This is a genomic window from Mycobacterium paraffinicum, from assembly GCF_001907675.1.
GTDB classification, from domain to species: Bacteria; Actinomycetota; Actinomycetes; order Mycobacteriales; family Mycobacteriaceae; genus Mycobacterium; species Mycobacterium paraffinicum_A.
This window is the reverse complement of record NZ_MPNT01000020.1, coordinates 1-21,117: the sequence shown is the minus strand read 5'-3', so window position 1 is coordinate 21,117 and position 21,117 is coordinate 1. Positions and strand designations below refer to the sequence as shown.

General features: G+C 69.7%; 16 protein-coding genes. 7 read left to right on the top strand and 9 right to left on the bottom strand.

Features of this window, described 5'->3' with window-relative positions:
- Positions 1–20: 20 nt before the first annotated feature.
- Positions 21–800, bottom strand: coding sequence for an alpha/beta fold hydrolase (locus tag BRW65_RS20080; RefSeq protein WP_432206443.1), 780 nt, complete (start codon positions 798–800; stop codon positions 21–23).
- 133 nt (positions 801–933) lie between these two features.
- Here BRW65_RS20080 and BRW65_RS20075 point away from each other — a divergent pair, with 133 nt between their 5' ends.
- Positions 934–1,833, top strand: a complete 900-nt coding sequence (locus tag BRW65_RS20075) for an alpha/beta hydrolase (RefSeq protein WP_073877661.1) — start codon at positions 934–936, stop codon at positions 1,831–1,833.
- Between the two features lie 7 nt (positions 1,834–1,840).
- Here BRW65_RS20075 and BRW65_RS20070 read toward each other — a convergent pair whose 3' ends face one another.
- From BRW65_RS20070 to BRW65_RS20060, 3 genes are read right to left on the bottom strand one after another with little or no spacing between them, the layout of a single operon-like run.
- Positions 1,841–3,145, bottom strand: a complete 1,305-nt coding sequence (locus BRW65_RS20070) for an amidohydrolase family protein (protein WP_073877536.1) — start codon at positions 3,143–3,145, stop codon at positions 1,841–1,843.
- Positions 3,139–4,329, bottom strand: coding sequence for a CoA transferase (locus BRW65_RS20065; RefSeq protein WP_073877534.1), 1,191 nt, complete (start codon positions 4,327–4,329; stop codon positions 3,139–3,141). Before BRW65_RS20065 ends, BRW65_RS20070 begins: the two co-directional genes overlap by 7 nt.
- A gap of 16 nt (positions 4,330–4,345) precedes the next feature.
- Positions 4,346–5,347 carry a MaoC family dehydratase gene (locus BRW65_RS20060; protein WP_073877532.1) on the bottom strand — a complete coding sequence of 334 codons (1,002 nt, stop codon included), beginning with the start codon at positions 5,345–5,347 and terminating at the stop codon, positions 4,346–4,348.
- Between the two features lie 30 nt (positions 5,348–5,377).
- Between BRW65_RS20060 and BRW65_RS20055 the strand changes: the two genes are divergently transcribed.
- Positions 5,378–6,523 carry an acyl-CoA dehydrogenase family protein gene (locus BRW65_RS20055; protein WP_073877659.1) on the top strand — a complete coding sequence of 382 codons (1,146 nt, stop codon included), beginning with the start codon at positions 5,378–5,380 and terminating at the stop codon, positions 6,521–6,523.
- Positions 6,524–6,634: 111 nt separating this feature from the next.
- Positions 6,635–7,090: a CD225/dispanin family protein gene (locus BRW65_RS20050; RefSeq protein ID WP_073877530.1), complete on the top strand. Its 456-nt coding sequence runs from the start codon at positions 6,635–6,637 to the stop codon at positions 7,088–7,090.
- An 18-nt stretch (positions 7,091–7,108) separates the two neighbouring features.
- On the opposite strand, the gene BRW65_RS20045 is transcribed toward BRW65_RS20050, so the two are convergent.
- Positions 7,109–8,056 carry an enoyl-CoA hydratase/isomerase family protein gene (locus tag BRW65_RS20045; protein WP_073877528.1) on the bottom strand — a complete coding sequence of 316 codons (948 nt, stop codon included), beginning with the start codon at positions 8,054–8,056 and terminating at the stop codon, positions 7,109–7,111.
- 3 nt (positions 8,057–8,059) lie between these two features.
- Positions 8,060–9,577 (bottom strand): fatty-acid--CoA ligase FadD4, encoded by a 1,518-nt coding sequence (gene fadD4, locus BRW65_RS20040; protein ID WP_073877527.1) that lies wholly within the window; start codon positions 9,575–9,577, stop codon positions 8,060–8,062.
- 109 nt (positions 9,578–9,686) lie between these two features.
- Between fadD4 and BRW65_RS20035 the strand changes: the two genes are divergently transcribed.
- The gene (locus tag BRW65_RS20035) at positions 9,687–12,365 is read left to right on the top strand and encodes an adenylate/guanylate cyclase domain-containing protein (protein ID WP_073877525.1); all 2,679 of its coding nucleotides are present in this window, start codon (positions 9,687–9,689) and stop codon (positions 12,363–12,365) included.
- Here BRW65_RS20035 and BRW65_RS20030 read toward each other — a convergent pair.
- From BRW65_RS20030 to BRW65_RS20020, 3 genes are all read right to left on the bottom strand, one after another.
- Positions 12,362–14,191, bottom strand: coding sequence for a phosphoenolpyruvate carboxykinase (GTP) (locus tag BRW65_RS20030; RefSeq protein WP_073877523.1), 1,830 nt, complete (start codon positions 14,189–14,191; stop codon positions 12,362–12,364). The two genes, BRW65_RS20035 and BRW65_RS20030, sit on opposite strands and share 4 nt — an antisense overlap.
- A 143-nt stretch (positions 14,192–14,334) precedes the next feature.
- Positions 14,335–15,924 (bottom strand): hypothetical protein, encoded by a 1,590-nt coding sequence (locus BRW65_RS20025; protein ID WP_073877657.1) that lies wholly within the window; start codon positions 15,922–15,924, stop codon positions 14,335–14,337.
- Entirely contained in the window at positions 15,921–16,991 is a 1,071-nt protein-coding gene (locus tag BRW65_RS20020; RefSeq protein ID WP_073877521.1) for a hypothetical protein, read from the bottom strand. Before BRW65_RS20020 ends, BRW65_RS20025 begins: the two co-directional genes overlap by 4 nt.
- A 171-nt stretch (positions 16,992–17,162) precedes the next feature.
- Between BRW65_RS20020 and trmB the strand changes: the two genes are divergently transcribed.
- The 3 genes from trmB to BRW65_RS20005 all read left to right on the top strand — a co-directional run.
- Positions 17,163–17,948 (top strand): tRNA (guanosine(46)-N7)-methyltransferase TrmB, encoded by a 786-nt coding sequence (gene trmB, locus BRW65_RS20015; protein WP_208611896.1) that lies wholly within the window; start codon positions 17,163–17,165, stop codon positions 17,946–17,948.
- Positions 17,949–17,957: 9 nt separating this feature from the next.
- Positions 17,958–18,665, top strand: coding sequence for an NYN domain-containing protein (locus tag BRW65_RS20010; RefSeq protein ID WP_073877656.1), 708 nt, complete (start codon positions 17,958–17,960; stop codon positions 18,663–18,665).
- A gap of 60 nt (positions 18,666–18,725) precedes the next feature.
- A partial coding sequence (locus BRW65_RS20005; RefSeq protein ID WP_073877654.1) for an MMPL family transporter occupies positions 18,726–21,117 on the top strand: 2,392 nt, incomplete at its 3' end.

Below are 21,117 nucleotides of genomic sequence, written 5' to 3'. Positions count from 1 at the left end.
TCCTAGGGACTACCGCGGCCTCACCGCGGCGATCCGAACAAGAAATCTTGCAGCAGGCCGTTCACCCGGGCCGGGTCTTCCAGCGCCGCGAGGTGTGCGATCCCGTCGAGCACGCGAAACGACGAGCCGGGGATCGACTCCGCCATGGCCCGGGTTTCCGCGACGGGGAAGGTGGCGTCCTCGGCGCCGGCGACCACCAGGACCGGGGCCGAGATGGTGTGCAGCAGCGCGTGCTGGTCCGGCCGAGCGGGGACCACGCTGCGGACCGCCCAGCGGGCCGAATCGATGTTGACCGCCCGCAGGCTGGCGCGCACGGTCTCGACGACGTCCGGCCGGGTGCGCAGCGACGTCGGCCCGAGGAACGCGCGCAGGGCCGACCGTGTCAGCGGGGGCCGGAGGCCGCCCAGCGCCGCGGCCGTGCGCAACATGGCCGCGTATTTCACCTTCTGCAGGACGCCGGCCTTCGACGCCGTGCAGTTCATCAGGACGGCGCGGTCGAGGCGGTCGGGGTGCCGCGCCGCGAACGTGGCGCCGATCATGCCGCCCCAGGAATTGCCGACGATGTGGGCCTTGTCGATACCGAGCCCGTCCAGCAGGTCGACGACGCAGCGGGCGCAGTCGGTGAACGTGAAGGCCGACCGCAGGGGCTCGCTGCCGCCGTGGCCGGGCGGATCGACCAGCACCAGACGGTGGCTGGCACCGAACCTCGCGGCCTGGCCGGCCCAGAGGTCCCCGGTCATCAGCAGGCTGGGCCACAGCAGCACCGCGGGCCCGGTGCCCTGGCTGACCTGCACGCGGATCTTGCCGAGCGCGGTGTCGACGAACCGCGCAGCGAGCTTCGGAGCGTTCCCGGCCACGTTGCCTCCCGATGTCTATCCCCGCATATCACTCATAGCAGGCCGCGCGGTGTTCCGCGTCGGTGATACTGATGCGGTGCCGAACACCGATGTTCACCCCGACCTGCGGCGGGTCGCGCGATTCGCCCCCCGACGAATCGTCGGCCCCCGGACCCTCCCGCTGATGCGGGCCGCGATGGCGCTGCGCAGCCGGCTGAGCAAGCCCGTCCGCGACGTCGAAGTGATCACACTGGGTTCGGGGGCCGGTGTGCGGCTGTTCCGCCCGGTCGGCGTCGCGGACCCGGCCCCGGCGCTGCTGTGGATCCACGGCGGCGGCTACGTGATCGGCAGCGCCGAGCAGGACGACCGGCTCTGCAGCGAGTTCAGCCGCCGGTTGGGGATCACCGTCGCGTCGGTGGAATATCGCCTGGCGCCCGAACATCCCTATCCGGCGCCGCTGGAAGACTGCTATTCGGCGCTGACCTGGCTGGCCGGTTTGCCGTCCGTGGACCGGTATCGGGTGGCCATCGGCGGCGCCAGCGCCGGCGGTGGCCTGGCCGCGGCCCTGGCGCTGCTGGCCCGCGACCGCGCCGAGGTGAGCCCGGCGTTCCAGCTGCTGACGTATCCGATGCTGGACGACCGGAGTTCGGCCACCGCCGCCAGGTCGCACTATCGGCTGTGGGACAACCTCAGCAACCGGTTCGGCTGGTCGGCGTATCTCGGGGACGCCGACCCGCAGGTCGCGGTGCCGGGGCGGCGCGATGACCTGAGCGGGCTGCCGCCGGCCTGGGTCGGGGTCGGCACCCATGACTTGTTCCACGACGAGGACCTGGCCTATGCGGAGCGCCTGACGGCCGCCGGGGTACCGTGCCAGGTCGAGACGATCCCGGGCGCCTTTCACGGCTTCGACCTGATCCTGCCGAAAGCCCAAGTGTCGCAGCGGTTTTTCGACAGCCAGTGCGCCATGCTGCGCGCCGCCCTGGCCACGGTGCCGTGATCGGCGGTCACATCGAGAAGTAGACGAGTTCGCCGCCGATGATGGTGGCCGCCACCATGCCGGCGTCCAGCTCAGCCAGCGCGGTGGCCGGCGGCTCGCTCAGGACACAGAGGTCCGCCGGCTCTCCGATCGCCACGGTGCGCGGCTGGCCCGGCCGGTCCGGCCGGCCGAGGAACATCGTCAACGCCTCTCGGGCGGAGACACATTCGTTGGCGTTCAGGACGGCGCCACTCGGGGTGGTGCGGTAGACGGCGGCGCGCATCGCCGTCCAGGGGTCACCGTGGCCGAACGGCATGTCGGTGGACAGGGCCACCGGCACCGTCGCCTCCAGCAGGGAGGCGACCCGCCACAGCTGGGGATGTTCGGCCGCGGGGACGTCGGCGAGGTAGTGATCGCCCCGCTCGGCGACGAGGTTGGGCTGCGTCACCACCGTGACACCCAGCTCGGCGAGGTCGGCCACGTTGTCCTCGGGCACGACGGCGGCGTGCTCGATCCGATCTTGCGGGTGGCCGCCGGCCGCCCGCAGGGCCGCGATGGTGACCACCAGTTGGGCCGCGGTCACGCAATGCACGGCGACGGGCCTTCCCGCGCCGTGGTGGCCGGCGATCCAGTCCGTCAGGGCGTCCAGGTCGAGGCGGTCGTCGTGCAGGATGATCTTGCCCGGGGACAGAAAACTCGGCCGTGGCCGGAACTCGCCGTGCCGGTGCGCCACCATGAGCGACACCATGTCGTCCGCGTCGAGGTCGGGGGTGGCGTCGGTGACGCCGGTGACGCCGGTCGCGGTGATTCGCCGGCTCAGCTCCGCCAGGTCGCTTTCGCGCCGCTGCAGCAGGTCCGACCAGCCGTGGTCCGCGCTGCGCAGCCGGCCGTCGGGATGTTCGGAAAACCCGATCCGACCGAGCGCCTCGGAGTTGAGGATCCACAGCACACCGCTGCGGTGCTGGATGCGCACCGGGACGCTGCGCACGATGGCGTCCAGCGCGTTCCGGTCCAGATCGCCGGCGACCGACTCGTGGTAGCCGATGGCGCGGATCCAACCGTCGGGGCCCGGCGTCGCGTTCGACAGCAGTTGCGTCAGTTCGGCTTTGGTGCTGACGCCGGGAGGTCCGACGAAGAACGAATCCAGCGCCGAGGCGGCCGAGCGCACGTGCACGTGGTGGTCGTGCAGGCCGGGCAGGACGGTGCCCCCGCCGGCGTAGAGCACGCCCTCGCCACTCTCGGCGACCAGGCCGTCGCCCATTTCGTCGATGTGGTCGCCGAGCCGGATGTCGGTGGTCGTTCCGTCCAGCAGCGTCGCGCGCCGAATCAGCATCGCCGGCAACTCCTTTCGGCCACCATCCGGCGCACGGCCTCGTTGTCGGCGCCTAGCCGCGCCGCCGGGCGCCCCGCCGGTGGAAGCCGCGGGGGCGGCGCGGGCCGGTTCGACGCCGACGCTTGGGGCGGCAACACCGCATAGCCTGCGGCGACGGCGGCCATCGAGACTTCGATGAGCTCACCTCCGCCGCGGCTCAGCGAATCGGCGACCACCCGCGCCGCCTCCAGCCCCGTCAGCGGATCGGCGATGGCGTCGGCGCAGAACACCGGTCCGTCGGCGGCGACGCCGACCAGGCCGCCGGCCACCGCGGCGTCGTCGCCGAACGCCGGCCTGGTGCCGTCATAGCCTTTGATGCGCAACCAGATTCGCCCCTCCCCCGGCTCGACGTCGTCCGGCCCGAGCCTGCGCCGCGCCAGCGACGCGGGTCGCGAGCCTTCGATCACGATGTCGGCGACGGTGAGCAGCGCGCACAACTCGTCGGCGTTGGTGTCGAAATCGACGCAATACGAGAGCTTTTCATCGTTCATCCAGTCGAAGAACGCCTGGCTGCCGCCGCGGGTGCCGTCGGGGCGGCGCGGGCTTTCGACTTTGACGACCGTCGCGCCGGCCAGGGCCAGCAGCTGCCCGCACAGCGGGCCGGCCCACATCGAGGACAGGTCTGCGACCAGCAGGCCGCCGACGTCGCGCGACGGCCCGCGGGCGCCCCTGGGTCGGATACGGGGCGCCGCGGCCGCGGCCTCGCCCAGGGCAGCCGCCGGGATGTCGAGCAGGGTCGCGCGCTCGACGACGGCGGAGCGCGGATGCGTTGTCACCCAGCGCCGCAACGCCGACCACGGGTCTGTCCCCACGTCATCGGCCTGCACGAGCGCGGGGACGGCGGCGGCGTCGTCGGGGCGCGAAAGCGTGATCGCGCACCAACCGTCGGCGGCCGCCAGCAACCGGGTTGCGCCCCCGGCGGAGACACGACCGCCGCGGGTCAGCCCCAGCAATGCGGCCCGTCCGGCCAGCAGGTCGGCGGCGTCGACGGTGATGCCCAGCCGCTGGCCGACGGCCGTGGCCACCCGCTGGGCGTGCGAGAGCACGTTCGCGCGGGAGAAGTCGGGCGGCCCGTCCGGCAGGCCGGTCAGGTAGGCCAGCCCGCTGCTCCCCCACGACGCCGTAGCCGAGCTCACACCTCCCATTGTGCGCGCGGCGGTCTTAGAACTGGAGCGCGCTGAATCGCCAGTCCAGCACCGCGCGGTCCGGCTCGCCCGCGCTGACGGCGTAGACCAGCGACCGCAGCCGCAGCACGCCGCCGTGCGGCGTCGGCTCGGCGGACTCGACGTGCAGCTCGCTGTACAGGGTGTCACCCTCGTGGACGGGTCCGGTGTGATCACAGGATTCCCAGCCCAGCACCGTCACCAGGTTGGGCAGCAGCCGGCTCGCCTGCGCGAGCGCGAGCCCGATGGTATGGCCGCCGTACACCAGCCGGCGCCCACTGACCCGCGAATCGTGATGGGTGGCAGCGATATTCAGGGTGAGCCGGGCGAGCTCCGGCGCGCCGCTGACGACGTCGCCGGTGCTGTGCAACACCGCGCCGGCCAGGGCCGGCACGAAGTGGGGACCGGGCACCTTGTCCCGGAACACCTCGCCGTCCCAGTCCGCGGTCGGGTCGGCGGCGGGGGCGGGCGCGTCGGCCCCGATGGTGGACAGATCGTCGTGCGGCGCCTCGTCGGGCCGCCAATCGGGGCCGGCGGGCAGCATGCCGCATCGGTAGAAGTCGAGCACCAGCCGGTCGTCCTGGTCGACGGTGGTCATCCGCAGCGCCGCCATCCCGGTCGGCGCGCGGCCCGGCTTGGCTGAGTTCGCCCGCAGCCCAACCACTTCCGTGCGGGTGAACAGGGAGTCCCCGATGACCGGGAACCGGTGGAACGTCAGCCCGCGGTAGAACAGGTTGGCCTTGACGCGCTGGGTGGCCAGCGTCGACTGCCCGATCGCCACGTCGCAGACCAGCGCCGGATGCGCCAGCGGGGCGGCCAGGCCGGTGACGGCGGCGCACAGGCCGGCATCCAGGGCGAGCCGTAGCCGATCCCCGATGATCGCCTGGTGCGCGGCGGCCAATCCCGAGGACAGCGTGATCACCGGCGCCCAGTCGAAGACCTGACCGACCGAGAGGTCGTCGAAGTAGGGCCCGCCCTCCCGTACACGCGCATAAGTCACGGGGCCAATATGGCACACGTGAGAAGTGAGCTGAACGACGAAGAACAGATGCTGGTCGCCACGGTGCGGACATTCATCGACCGCGACGTCAAGCCGACCGTCCGCGACGTCGAACACGCCAACACCTATCCCGAGGCGTGGATCGAGCAGATGAAGCGGATCGGCATCTACGGCCTGGCGATTCCCGAGGAATACGGCGGTTCGCCGGTGTCCATGCCCTGCTACGTGCGGGTCACCGAGGAATTGGCGCGCGGCTGGATGAGCCTGGCCGGCGCGATGGGCGGGCACACCGTGGTGGCCAAGCTGTTGACGTTGTTCGGCACCGAGGAACAGAAGCGGGCCCACCTGCCCGCGATGGCGACCGGCGACCTGCGGGCCACCATGGCGTTGACGGAGCCGGGCGGCGGCTCGGACCTGCAGAACATGACGACCACCGCTGTGCCCGACGGTGCCGGCCGCCTGCGGATCAACGGCGCCAAGACGTGGATCAGCAACGCCCGGCGGTCCGGTCTGATCGCGCTGCTGTGCAAGACCGATCCGAGTGCCACGCCGCGCCATAAGGGCATCTCGATCGTGCTCGTCGAGCACGGCCCCGGCCTGACGGTGTCGCGGGACCTGCCCAAGCTGGGCTACAAGGGTGTCGAATCCTGCGAGCTGTCCTTCGACGACTTCCCGGCGCCGGAGTCGGCGGTGCTGGGCGGCCGGATGGGCGAGGGGTTTTCGCAAATGATGAAGGGCCTGGAGACGGGCCGCATCCAGGTCGCCGCCCGGGCGCTGGGTGTGGGCGCCGCCGCGCTCGAGGACGCACTGGCCTACGCGCAGCAGCGGGAGAGCTTCGGCCGGCCGATTTGGCAGCATCAGTCGGTGGGCAACTACCTGGCCGACATGGCGACCAAGTTGACCGCCGCCCGTCAGCTCACCCGCTACGCCGCCGAGCGCTACGACAGCGGGGAGCGCTGCGACATGGAGGCGGGCATGGCCAAACTGTTCGCCTCCGAAGTGGCGATGGAGGTCGCGCTGAACGCCGTGCGGATTCACGGCGGCTACGGCTACTCGTGCGAATACGACGTGGAACGCTACTTCCGCGACGCGCCCCTGATGATCGTCGGCGAGGGCACCAACGAGATTCAGCGCAACGTGATCGCCGGGCAGCTCATCGCGCGCGGCGGCATCTGAGTTCGAATGTGCGGGCTTGACGCCTTGGTGTGCTGTATATTTGCCTGACTTCTGGCACCAGCAAAGCGGCGCGGGAGTAAAAGTTACTGCGACGAAGGAAAGTCGGCTGCCATGAGTTATCCCCCAGGGCCGTACGAAGGCTCGCCGGAATGGCAGGGTCAGCAGCCGGAATGGCAGGGCCAGCCCCCGGGTTGGCAGGGCCAGCAGCCGGGCTGGCCGGGCCAGCAGCCGGGCCAGCAGCCGGGTTGGCAGGCGCCGCAGCCGGGCTGGCCGGGCCAGCAGGAGCCGGACAACTACCTCGTCTGGGCCATCCTGTGCACCGTGCTGTGCTGTCTGCCGTTCGGAATCGTGTCGATCGTCTACTCCACGAAGGTGTCCGGACTCTGGTCCCAGGGGCGGTATGCCGAGGCGCAGGCCGCCGCCGACAACGCCAAGAAATGGGCCATCATCGGCGCCGTCGCCGGTGCCGTCTTCGCCGTGGTCATGGTGATCCTCTACGTGGCCATCGGCGTGATCGCCGTCTCCAACCTGCCGTCAACCACCACCACGACGTATTCCGGCTTCTGACAACGCTTTAGGCGCTTCTTAGTCGCGGGTCGCGTCCACCAGGCCCCAGGCCAGCGCGGTGCCGGCGTCGACTGTGCGTCCCGACAGCACCAGATAGGCCGTGCGCCACCGGCCGATCCGACGGGTGACGCTGAGCGTTCCGCCGGCGCCGGGGATCAGCCCCAGCTCGAGTTCGGGTAGGCCGAACACCGAATCCTGCCGCGCGGTCACCCATCCGCAGAACGCCGCCATCTCCAGCCCGCTGCCCAGCACGCGGCCGTGCACCTCTGCCCGGCAGGCGCGACCGAGCCGGGCGGTGAGCGCATCGAGCACCAGCGCCGGGCTGTGCCGGGTGCGGGCCAGGTGAGCGCTCGCGGGGTCGGCGAAGGTACCGAACTCGGCGAGGTCGCCCCCGCTGCAGAACGACGGACCGTTGCCGCGCAACACGATCCCGGCCACGGATGGGTCCAGTTGCGCGACGGTCAGCGCCTCCAGCAGCGCGGCGCGAGCGTCGGTGGAAAACGCGTTGTGGCGGCGCGGCCGGTTGAATGCGATGCACAGGGTGTCGCCGTCCCGCTCGGCCAGCACCGGGTCGGCGATGTCGGGCATCCGGGCCGGACCACGTTCACCGAGCCAACGCGCGAATTCGGGGCCGGCCTGCAGTGTCGAGTAGGCCAGCGATTCGGTCACCACCGCGGCCAGCGCCGGGCCGCCGGGGACCACCCCGCGCAGCACGTCGTCACAGACGCTGCTGGCGTGCGGCCAATGGTGACACCGCGCGGTCAGCTCGGCGAGCGCGTCGGGCACCGACTCGACGGTGACCGCCCGCCGATCGTCACAGCGGTCCTCGGTGAGTGTGAAAGTGGCCGCCTGCAGCCATGATTCACTTCGGGCGAGGTCGGAAGCGGCGCCGTGCGCCAGGATCACCCCCGGCGGCGATGCGGGGACGGCATCCGGCGGGCTCGCCAGGTCCACCACCTGGAACATGGGTCACACCGAGTATTTCTCGATCAGTCCGTTCTTGTAGAGCTTGCCGGTGTCGGTGCGCGGCAGTTGCGCCTCGAACGCGATCGATTTCGGACATTTGTAGTGCGCCAAGCGGTCTCGCAGCCAGACCAGCAGCTCGTCGGCGAACTCGTCGGTGGCCTCGCTCGGGTCCACAGTCTGCACGGCGGCCAGCACGCGCTGCCCCATCTCGTCGTCGGGAACCCCGAAGACCGCCGCGTCCAACACCTTCGGGTGGGTCACCAAGAGGTTCTCGGCCTCCTGGGGATAGATGTTCACCCCGCCCGAGATGATCATGTGGTGGCGCCGGTCGGTCAGGTACAGGTATCCCTCCTCGTCGAGGTAGCCGATGTCGCCGACGGTGGCCCAGCCGCGCTTGTCGCGCGACGCCGCGGTTTTCGTGGGGTCGTTGAGGTACTCGAACGATGAGCCGCCCTCGAAGTAGATCTCACCGGCCTGCCCGGGCGGCAGCTCGTTGCCGCTCTCGTCGAGGATGTGCACGGCGCCCCCCATGGGTTTGCCGACCGAACCGGGGTGCGCCAGCCACTCTTCGGCGGTGATCAACGTCGACCCGTGCGCCTCGGAGGAGGCGTAGTACTCGTCGATGATCGGCCCCCACCAGTCCATCATCTGCTTCTTGATCTCCACCGGGCACGGCGCCGCCGCGTGCATCACCCGCTGCAGGCTGGAAAGGTCGTACGAATTACGCACCGCCTCAGGCAGTTTCAGCATGCGGGTGAACATCGCGGGAACGAACTGGCCGTGCGTGACGCGGTGCCGCTGAATGGCGTCGAGGCAGCCTTCGGCATCGAACTTCTCCATCACCACCGTCGTGACGCCGCCGGCCTGCGCGCTCATCGACCACACCGAGGGCGCCGTGTGATACAGCGGCGCCGGGCTGAGGTAGATCGAGTCCGGGGTCATCCAGAAGCTCACCAGCGCCGACATCATGCCGGGCGCCTCGGACGGCGGAACGTGCGGCAGCTCGCGTTTGATGCCCTTCGGCCGACCGGTGGTCCCCGACGAATACTGCAGCAGGTCGCCCTCGCGTTCGTCGTCGATCGGGGTATCGAGCTCGCCCGCAACACATTCGGGATAGCGCTGCCAGCCCTCGAGTTCATCGTCGGCGATCAACAGCAGGTCGGGCAGGCCCCCGGGAAGATGCTCGGCCAGGTTCTCGCACGTCTTGCGCAGCGCCGCCGACCCGATGATCGCCTTGGCGGCGCTGTTGTCGATGATGTAGGCGGCCTCGGCAGCGGTCAGGTGGGTGTTGATCGGCACGTAATACAGGCCGCTGCGCCGCGCCGCCCACATCACCGCGTGGATGTGTTCGTTGTTCTCCATCAGGATCGCGACGGCGTCGCCCTCGACCAGGCCGGTGCGCCGGAAGAAGTGGGCCAGCCGGTTGGCCCGCGCCTCGAGCTCGTCGAAGGTGATGACCGTGCCGGACGGGTGAAGGATGACGGCGGGCTTGCCGGCGCCGAGGTACTCGCGAATCTGCATGCGCAGACTGTACCGCCGAAAAACTTGACGGGTGTCAAGTGGTCGGTCGACGGCCCGCGCCTGACCTACGATGAGCGGGCAGGGTCTCCCCCGATCGCGGAGTGCGCCGATGACCACCGACACACCGGACGCCCCGTCGGGTGTGGTGACGTTCCTGTTCACCGATATCGAGGGGTCCACCCGACGGTGGGAGGCCGATCCCGACGGGATGCGCGCGGCCCTGGCCGTGCACGACCAACTGTTCCGGGAGACGGTGGCGGCGCATCGGGGTTGGTTGTTCAAGCACACCGGCGACGGGGTGTGCGCGGTGTTCAGCTCGCCGAAGGCCGCGGTCGACGCGGCGGTTGCCGCGCAACGGGGCCTGCAGCTGCCGGTGCGGATGGGCATCGCCACCGGCGAGGCGGAGATGCGCGGCGACGACTACTTCGGCGCAGTGCTCAACCGCGCCGCGCGCGTGATGTCGGCCGGCCACGGGGGCCAGATCCTGCTCGACGGCGCCACAGCGGAACTCCTCACCGGGGTTGACCTGGTCGACCTGGGCCCACGCCGGCTGCGCGACATCGCCAAACCCGTTGCCATCCATCAGGTGCGGGCACCCGGGCTCAGCAGAGACTTCCCGCCGCTGCGGGCCGTCGACGCCGTGCCGGGGAACCTGAAAGCGCCGGCAACCACGATTATCGGCCGGGAATCGGACATCGTCGAGGTGCAAACTGCGCTCAAAGCCCATCGGCTCGTCACGCTGACCGGAGTCGGCGGCGTCGGCAAGACACGACTCGCGCTCGAGGTGGCCAGCCGCCTGGCGAATGACTTCGCGGACGGCGCTTTCCTCATCGAGCTGGCAACCATCGGCGATCCGGCCGCGGTGCCCGATGCCGCCGCGGCCGTTTTGGGCATCATCCAGCAGCCGGAGATGAGTCTGGCGGACAGCATCGCGATGGCCTTGGCGGGCCGGTCGCGGCTGCTGGTGTTCGACAACTGCGAACACGTCCTGGATGCAGCGGCTGAACTGATTGAAAAGATCCTTGAGCACTCGGCTACCGTGACGATTCTTGCCACCAGCCGCGAGGGTATGTCGCTGGGCGATGAACAACTATGGACGGTACCCTCGCTGGACCACGGTCGCGGGTTGGCGTCACCCGCGGCGACGCTGTTCATTGAGCGCGCACAGGGTTTCGCGCGGGGTGTGTCCTTGACCCGTGGCGACGACGCGGCCGCAGTCATCGAGATCTGTCGCCGCTTGGATGGGATACCCCTGGCCATCGAATTGGCCGCCTCGCGGATGGTGTCCATGTCCCCGACCGAGCTGCGCGACCGGCTTGACGACCGGTTCCGGCTGCTCGTCGGATCCCGGCGCGGGCTGGAACGGCACCAGACGTTACGGCACATGGTCCAGTGGTCCTACGATTTGCTCCACGATTCGGAGAAGGCTCTGCTGCAACGCTGCTCGGTGTTCGCGGGAGGGTTCGGCCTTCCGGCCGCCTGCGCGGTCACCGGGTCCGGTGACGACCTGACCACCCTGGACCTGCTGCACGCGCTGGTTCGCAAGTCGCTGCTGGTGGCCGATCGTTCAGCGTCGCGAACGCGCTTCTCGATGCTGGAGACCGTCCGGCAGTTCGCCGAGGAACAGCTCGTCGCCGCGGGTGAAGCGCACGACACCCGCAATGCGCACGCGCGGTACTTCGCCGGCCGGGAAAACGATGTCATGAGGCTGTGGGACAGTGCCCGACAGCGCGAGTCCTACATCTGGTTCACTGACGAATTACCGAACCTGCGCAGCGCATTCCGATGGGCCGCCGATGCCGTCGATCTCGACACTGCCATCGCGATCGCTTGGTACGCAACGGTTCTCGGGCTGTGCGTCGAGCAGTACGAGCCGGTTCAGTGGGCGGAGGAACTCATCGAGTCGGCGAAAGCCGTCGACCACCCGAGGCTGGCGCACCTGTACCTGGCCGCCGTGCAGTGCTACGCCAACGGTCGCATCGAGGATTATTTCCGCTATAGCGAGGCCGGGAAGGCTGCGATCATCAGCGGGAGGTACGACGAGATTGCGGAGGCACTCGAGCCGATGCTCGGGGTAGGTAATATCGTCGCCGGGCACCCGGAACGCTGGGTTGACTGGTGCCGCAACATCATTGAGCGACGCCCCCACCCGCACACCTTCGTGCACGCCTGCCTGGTCTACGCGTTGATCATCAGCGGGGAAACCGCGGCCGCGATCGCGGCATCGCAACAACTCCCGGCGGCCGCGGAGACCTCGGACAACCCAAACGTTCGATCGCAGGCTCTGCTGGCATATGGGTACGCCAACTCCGACGCCGAGCCGACGCAGGCATACGACGCGTTGGCCCGGGGCCTGACGATCGCGCGCGAAAGCGGTAACCGCCAACAAGAGTCGCACCAGACGCTTATCCTGTCCCGGCTGGCCGTTTCGCAGGGCAACCCCGCGGATGCCCTCGACCTGCTGACCGTGTCAATGCGAAACTTCTTCGATTCGGGCAGTTTTGCGTTGGTCCGCAGCCCGCTGGCGGTCCTCGCGGCATACCTGGATCGCCTCGGCCATCTCGCGCCGGCGGCCACCATCAGCGGATTCGCCGCCACGCCGCTGACGTCGCACGCGTTTCCGGAAATCAACAGCGCGGTCGCACACCTGCGCGCCGCCCTCGGCGATCGGGAGTACGAGTCGTTGGCCGCAAAGGGGGCGGCCATGACCATCGCAGAAATGGTCAATTATGCACTCGACCAGATCGACAGGATCCGGGCGGAACCGGCCGCCTCCGAGAATGCCTAGTCGGCGTCGGCCAGCCGCTGCTTGAGCGCCTCGAACTCGTCCTTGACGCCGGTGGGCAGCTTGTCGCCGACGAACTCGAACCACTCCTCGATCAGCGGCAGCTCTTCGCGCCACTCGGCGGGGTTGACCGCGAGCGCCTTCGCGACGTCCTCGGCCTCGACGTCGAGCCCGTCCAGGTCCAGGTCGGCCTCGGTCGGCACAATGCCGATCGGGGTGTCCTGGCCGCCGGCCCGGTGCTCGATGCGGTCGACGATCCACTTCAGCACGCGGCTGTTCTCGCCGAAGCCCGGCCACAGGAACTCGCCCTTTTCGCCGCGGCGGAACCAGTTGACGAAGAACACCTTCGGCAGCTTGGACTCGTCGGAGTTCTTGCCGAGGTCGAGCCAGTGCTGGAAGTAGTCACCGACGTGGTAGCCGAGGAACGGCAGCATGGCCATCGGGTCGCGGCGCACCGTGCCGACCTTGCCCTCCGCGGCGGCGGTCTGCTCGCTACCCATGGTGGCGCCCATGAAGACGCCGTGCTGCCAGTCGCGGGCCTGCGTCACCAGCGGCACCGTGGTCTTGCGGCGGGCGCCGAACAGGATCCCCGAGATCGGCACGCCCTGCGGGTCGTCCCACTCCGGCGCCAGGATGGGGCACTGCGACATCGGCGTGCAGTAGCGCGAGTTCGGGTGGGCCGCTTTGGTTTCCGTCTCGCGGATGTACCAGTCGTTGCCCTTCCAGTCGATCAGGTGGTCGGGTTCGCCCTCCAGGCCTTCCCACCACACCTCGTCGTCGTCGGTCAGCGCGACGTTGGTGAACACGGTGTTGCCCGCGGCGATGGTGCGCATCGCGTTCGGGTTGGACTTCCAGTTGGTGCCCGGGGCGACCCCGAAGAAGCCGAACTCCGGGTTGACCGCGTACAGCCGGCCGTCCTTGCCGAAGCGCATCCAGGCGATGTCGTCGCCCAGCGTCTCGGCGCGCCAGCCCGGGATGGTCGGCTGCAGCATCGCGAGGTTGGTCTTACCGCATGCCGACGGGAAGGCGGCGGCGAAGTAGTAGGCCTTGTTCTCCGGGGAGATCAGCTTGAGGATCAGCATGTGCTCGGCCAGCCAGCCCTCGTCGTGGGCCATCGCCGAGGCGATGCGCAGCGAGTAGCACTTCTTGCCCAACAGGGCGTTGCCGCCGTAGCCGGAGCCGTAGCTCCAGATCTCGCGGGTCTCCGGGAAGTGGGTGATGTACTTGGTGTCGTTGCACGGCCACGGCACGTCCTGCTGGCCCGGCTCCAGCGGAGCCCCGACCGAGTGCAGGGCCTTGACGAAGAACCCGTCGTCGCCCATCTTCTCGAGGGCGGCCTTGCCCATCCGGGTCATCGTGCGCATCGAGACGACGACGTACGCCGAGTCCGTGATCTCCACGCCCAGCTTGGGGTCGTCGGCGCCGAGCGGGCCCATGCAGAACGGCACCACGTACATGGTGCGGCCGCGCATGCAGCCGCGGTACAGGTCGGTCATCAGCGCGCGCATCTCGGCCGGGTCCATCCAGTTGTTGGTGGGGCCGGCGTCGATCTCGCGCTCGGAGCAGATGAAGGTCCGCGACTCGACCCGCGCGACGTCCGACGGGTCGGACAACGCCAGGTAGGAGTTGGGGTGCTTCTTCTCGTTCAGCTTCTTGAACGTGCCCCCCTCGACCAACTCGGCGGAGAGCCGATCGAACTCTTCGGCGGAGCCGTCGGTGAACACCACACGCTCGGGCTGAGTGAGCTCGGCGACCTCCCGTACCCACGACAGCAGCCCCTGATGGTTGGTGGGCGCGGTGTCCAAACCGGGAATGGTCGCTGAGGTCATCGAAATCTCCTGAATCCTTCTGCGTACTCGTACATCTCTTGAATTGCGTATGCGCTCGACCACACGGCTGCTCGAATGGTGGCGTTAACTACAGGTTATCGTGAGGACCTTGTCGGGGAAGCCTCGGGCAGGTATAAGCCTTCTCACAGCAACGATTCAGAAGATTCTCCAGCATCCCCATCACCGCTGCTAGAAGCCGGTTTTTCGGTTGCTTCGTCCGCCGCGGCTTCTTCCATGTTCGGATCGGGGTGCAAATCGGAATCGTCGGATGTAGATATACCCGATTCGCCCAGTTCCGCACGAACCGCCTCCAGGGCCACCAGCACCGTGGGCAGCTCCCGGTCCCGCGCCGCGGCATCTCGGGACGCGGCCATGGCGTGCGCGCGCAGCTCGCGGTCGATGGCGTTGACCTGGTCGCTCACCTGGGCGTTCTCGACCTCGTCCTGGGCCAGCACCGCTTTGCTCAGCACCGACTCGGCGACCAGGACGCGGGTGGCGACCAGCTCCTCGGCCACCGACCGCAGCGAGGAGGTCGCGTCGCCCGCCCAGCGGTCCAGCAGCGCCCGGTCGCGCAGCAGGCTGCGGATGTGGATCACCAGCAGGGTGACGGCCAGGCCGATCGCCACGCAGGTGACCGCCGCGACCACCGACAGGGCGGGGCTGAGCCGAGCGGCCAGCCCGCCCATCAGCCGGGTCAGGGTCAGCGCCACGCCCAGGCCGAACCCGGCGCCCAGCAACATCATCAGCCAGGTCTCGTGCCGCCGAGACTTCAGCGGGGGCGCCGGGACGTCGACCGTCGGCAGCTGCTCGAGGGGCGGCAGGGCCGTCGCGACGCCCACCACCTGCGCGACGTCCGCGAGATGGGTGGCGGTGCCCTCGCTCACCTCGGCGACCACCTCGTCCAGCCGGCCACGCGTGTGCGCCTCGAAGCCGGGCATGTTGCGCCGGGACAACCCGGCCGCGTCTTCCTGCAGCTCGCTGCGCACCGACGAACACCGATTGCGCGCGAAATGGGACAGCTGGACGCGCGCCTGCTGGATCTGACCCCGCAGCGTGACGGTGCGCTCGGTCCTCGCCTCGCGCCGCTGCCGCAGGGCGGTGCTGCGCTCGTCGCGCAACGCGTTCACCCGCGCCCGGCGCCCCGCGCCGTCGGCCTCGCGGTCAAAACGCTGCGCCACGGTGGTGAGCCGGGATTCCCAGGCGCGCAGCCGGTTTCGGCGGGTGAGCTCGGGGTCTGCCAGCAACGCCGAGACGGCCTCGGCCAGCTCGTCGACGATCGGCTCGCCGAGGTCGGGTTGCGCGGCCGCGCCCACCCAGGGCACCGCGGCGTAGCGCGGCGCGTGCGCGGCCAGCGTCTGGCGGTCGGCGGCCAGGACGTCACGCCAGCCCCGATGCACGTCGATCTTCGACACCACCCCCACCACCGCGTCGGTGTGCGCGGCGGCGGCGTCCAGCAACGCGCAGTCGGACGGCGTGAGATGCGCCGCCGCGGAGACGACGAACACCACGGCCAGCGGCACGTCGCCGGGCCCCAATTCCGCCGACTCGACGAACTTGTGCTCGGGCAGCCGTTCACGCAGCGCCGCGGCCACCGCGCTCACGCCGGCCAGCCACGGTCCGGTCACCAGCACCACGTCGCGGCGGTGCACGGCGGGGGCATCCAGCTCCGGCCCGACGCTCGCCACCAGGGCATCCACCTCGGCGACCGGATCTCCGGGCTTGTCGGCGCTCACCGCCAGTCCCCCGGCAGCGACCCGCAGGCCCGCGACCACAATCGCATCGATCCCCGCGCGATGTCGGCGCCGCAGGCGCGGTGCAATTCGCTCGAGGTCGCGCGGCTGTACCGCTGCCACCGCACCGCCCGCGGCAGGTGCCCGGACGGGTCCCGGTCCCAGTCGGCGGACCGCGCGATTCCCGGGTCCAACCCGGCCGCCTCGGCCAGATCGACGGCCGCCGCCATCCGAGCGACCACCGTGTCGTCGTGGGACAGGAACGCGCTGATGGTCTCGTCGCCGACCGCCAGCGCCTCCAACTCCGCGACGGCGTCGCACACCCGCCGGTAGCGCGCCTCGGCGCCGGCGACCGTGATGTGGGACAGGACGACGTCGATCCCGCTCGTCCGGCGCAGCAGGGCCCGCAGCTGCGCGGCGGTCCTGCCCTGCCGGGCCGCGGCGACCCCGAGCGCGATGCCGAACAGGTCCAGGTCGTCCAGCAAGCGCAGCCGCACGTCGGCCGGTAGGGGGTTGTCGGCTTCCAGGAACCCGGCGAACGAGCCGTCGAGGCAGTCGGCCGCGCCGGGGTGCGCGGCCAGCGTCCGCAGTGCCGACCACAAGGCGTCGTCCAGGCCGTCGAGCGCGGCCACCGCGAGCAGGCCGCTCACCGGCACCACGGGCGCGCCGACCCGGCCGGCCAGCTCCGCGCAGCGGCTTCGCGCCGCCGCGATCGGCCCGTCCCCGCCCGAGAGGGACCCGGCCAGGTCCGCCTTGTTCAGTACCGCAAGCACCGGGCGCCCGGCGCCGGCGATCGCGTCGACGTCTTCCGGCTTGACCACCTCGGCGACCACCTGGACGACGACCTCGGGATCGCGACCATCCGCCGTCGTCACCCTGATGCCCGCGGTGGCGCCGGCGCGGGCCAGCGCCCGGGCGACGGTGCCGCGCCCCACGCCGGCACGTCCGCCAACGAGCACGCCCAGGGGCGCGGCGGTGCGCTCCGCGACCGCCGTCACGCGCGGGTCGGGGTGGCCGGCGGCGAATCGCGCCAGTTCGTCGACGAAATCCTGGTGTCCTTGTCCCCTCATCGTCCCCTCAATGCTTCGCCGTCAGTTCGATGGATCCGACCCGGGGGCCGGTCGGGTCCCACCGAATGGTGGCACTTGCGTCACTTTGACGCGAGCCACCGTCTGACTGTTACCAGCTGAAGGCAACTGTTGGGTATCAATCTGGACCAGGGGCGGCTACATCACTGGTTTATGCGCCACCATGGACAAATGCATGCGCAACCCGGGGTGGGAGTCTGTCGCGCCACGCCGCAGGAGGGCTCGGACGACCGTCGCGACCAGCGCCACCTTCCGGCGTCGACCTTTCGCTCCCGGCGGTCCGCGCTTTCCGACGCGCAACGGCAGACGTGGGACCGGCTGTGGCCGGAGCTGGGCCGGTCCGTCGGCGCCCCGACGGCCGAAGGCGGCGGGGAACCGGCGCTGGACGCCCGCGCCTGGTTCGGCCGCGAAGCGCCACTCGTGCTCGAGATCGGTTGCGGCAGCGGCACGTCGACGCTGGCGATGGCCAAGGACGAGCCCGATATAGATGTGATCGCGGTGGAGGTCTACAAGCGGGGGTTGGCGCAACTGCTGTGCGCGATCGACCGCGAAGGGGTCCGCAACATCCGCCTGATCCGCGGCAACGGCATCGACGTGCTGCAGCGGCTCATCCCCCCGCGCTCGCTGACCGGGGTCCGCGTCTTCTTCCCCGACCCCTGGCCGAAGGCCCGCCACCACAAGCGCCGGTTTCTGCAGCCGGGGACGGTTGGCCTGATCGCCGACCGGTTACTCCCTGGTGGTGTCCTGCATGCGGCGACGGACCACCCCGGCTACGCCGAACACATCGGCGCCGTCTGCGACGCCGAGCCGCGGCTGCGCCGCGTCGACCCCGCGAGCGCGCTCCCGATCTCGGTGGGACGGCCGACCACCAAGTACGAGACCAAGGCCCACGAGGCGGGCAGCGCCGTCACCGAATTCATCTGGCTACGACATGAGTAGGCGATGACCATGAGCCTGGCGGAACAACAGACCGCGGCCGCAGAACCCCTGGCGGTGTTGTCCGACGACGCGTCGCTGGGCGGCTTCTCACCGCCGGGCGGACGCGTCTTGCTGGTGTGGGACGCGCCCAACCTCGACATGGGGCTCGGCTCGATCCTGGGCCGGCGGCCCACCGCTCTGGAGCGCCCGCGGTTCGACGCCCTGGGGCGCTGGCTGCTGGCGCGCACGGCCGAGGTCAGCGCGAGCCGGCCGGGCGTCGTCGTCGAGCCCGAGGCCACCGTCTTCACCAACATCGCGCCGGGCAGCGCCGACGTCGTGCGCCCCTGGGTGGACGCGCTGCGCAACGTGGGGTTCGCGGTGTTCGCCAAGCCGAAGATCGACGAGGACAGCGACGTCGACCGCGACATGCTCGCCCACATCGAACTGCGGCGCAGCCAGGGGCTGGCGGCGCTGGTGGTGGCGTCGGCCGACGGGCAGGCGTTTCGTCAACCGCTGGAGGAGATAGCACGCAGCGGAGTCGCCGTCCAAGTCATCGGATTTCGCGAACACGCGAGTTGGGCGCTAGCGTCGGATACCTTGGACTTTGTCGACCTGGAAGACATCAGCGGTGTGTTCCGGGAGCCATTGCCGCGAATCGGTTTGGATTCGCTGCCTGACCAGGGAGCATGGCTGCAGCCGTTCCGGCCGCTGTCCGCCTTGTTGACCGCGCGTGTGTGACACTGGCTTGGAAACCGAAAGACACCACGCGGGTCGTTAACGATCCAGTAAGGAGCTTGCGTGTTCGCCTGGTGGGGTCGAACTGTGTACCGCTACCGGTACATCGTGATCGGGGTCACGGTAGCTCTGTGCCTGCTGGGCGGCGTGTTCGGGATGAGCCTCGGCAAGCATGTCACACAGAGCGGTTTCTACGACGAGGGCAGCCAATCCGTGAAGGCCTCGGTGCTGGGCGACCAGACCTACGGCCGCGACCGCACCAGCCACATCGTCGCCACCTTCACCGCCCCGGACGGCAAAACCGTGGACGACCAGGCCTGGCGGGACAAGATCGTCGGCCAGCTCAACAAGTTCAAGACCGACCACGCCGACCAGGTCGTCGGGTGGGCCGGCTGGCTGGCCGCCCCCGACAGCACCAACCCCCTGATCAAGGGCATGGTCAGCGAAGACCGCAAGCACACCTTCGTGTCCATCCCGCTCAAGGGTGACGACGACGACAGCATCCTCAACAACTACAAGGCCATCGCACCGGACCTGCAGAAGCTCGACGGCGGCACGGTGCAGCTGGCCGGCCTCGAGCCCATCGCCAACGCCCTGACCGGCACCATCGCCACCGACCAGCGCCGCATGGAGGTCCTTGCGGTGCCGATGGTGGCGGTGGTCCTGTTCCTGGTGTTCGGCGGTGCGGTCGCCGCCGGCCTGCCGGCGATCGTGGGTGGGCTCAGCATCGCGGGCTCGCTGGGCATTCTGCGGCTGGTCGCCGTGTTCGGGCCGGTGCACTATTTCGCCCAGCCGGTGGTGTCGCTGATCGGCCTGGGTATCGCGATCGACTACGGGCTCTTCGTGGTGAGCAGGTTCCGCGAGGAGATCGCCGAGGGATACGACACCGAGACCGCCGTGCGGCGCACCGTGATGACGGCCGGGCGCACCGTGACGTTCTCGGCGGTGCTGATCATCGCGTCGAGCGCCAGCCTGCTGGTGCTACCGCAGGGCTTCGTGCACTCGCTGACCTACGCGATCTTCGCCGCCGTGGGGCTCGCCGCGTTGCTGTCTATCACGTTCCTGCCGGCCTGCCTGGGCATCCTGGGCCGCCACGTCGACGCGCTGGGCGTGCGGACCGCGTTCCGGGTGCCCTTCCTGCGGAACTGGAAGTGGTCGCGGGCCTACCTGAACTGGCTGGCCGACCGGCTGCAGAAGACCAAGACCCGCGAAGAGGTCGAGGCCGGCTTCTGGGGCAAGCTGGTCAACTGGGTGATGAAGCGGCCGCTGGCGTTCGCCGTCCCGATCGCCGTCGCCATGATTTTGCTGGTCATCCCGCTGAGCAACCTGTCGTTCGGCGGCATGAGTGAGAAGTACCTGCCGCCGACCAACCCCGTGCGCCAGGCGCAGGAACACTTCGACAAGCTCTTCCCCGGCTACCGCACCGAACAGCTGACGATGGTGATCCAGAGCACCAACCACAGCAAGGTCACCGACCAACAGGTCGCCGACATCCGCAACAGGATCTCCTCGATCGGCGGGTTCACCGACAAGACCTGGGAGGAGCGGCCGTGCCCGACCATCGCCGGCAACCCCTGTGTCGCCGGGCCGAACGGGACTACCGTGCCCAAGGACGGCTCGGTACGCGTGATCCAGAACGGCCTGCTCAGCAAGAACGACGCCGCCAAGAAGATCAGCGAACTCCGGGCGATAAATCCGCCGAAGGGCCTCAACCTCTACGTCGGCGGCACCCCCGCCTTGGAGCAGGACAGCATCCATAGCCTGTTCGACAAGGCTCCGCTGATGCTGGTCTTCCTGCTGGGCGCCACGCTGCTGCTGATGTTCCTGGCGTTCGGATCGGTGGTGTTGCCGGTCAAGGCGGTGCTTATGAGCGCGCTGACGCTGGGGTCGACGATGGGCATCCTGACGTGGATCTTCGTCGACGGCCATTTGTCGGGGGTGCTCAACTTCACGCCGACCCCCCTGATGGTGGTGGTGATCGCGCTGGTGGTCGCGGTGGGCTTCGGCCTGGCCACCGACTACGAGGTGTTCCTGGTGTCCCGCATGGTCGAGGCACGCGAACGCGGCATGTCGACCGCCGAGGCCATCCGGATCGGCACCGCGACGACCGGGCGCCTGATCACGGCCGCCGCCCTGGTGCTGGCCGTGGTGGCCAGCTCGTTCGTGTTCTCCGACCTGGTGTTGATGAAGTACCTCGCGTTCGGCCTGATGGCGGCGCTGTTGCTGGACGCCACCGTGGTCCGGATGTTCCTGGTGCCGTCGGTGATGAAACTGCTCGGGGACGACTGCTGGTGGGCCCCGCGCTGGGCCAGGCGGCTGCAGAACAAGATCGGGCTCGGCGAGATCGACCTGCCCGACGAGCGCAAGCGGCCGACCCTCAACGGGCGACCCGCGCGGCCGCCGGTGGCGGCCAGCCTGGTCGCCGCCGGGCCGCGGCCGCCGCACGACCCCACCC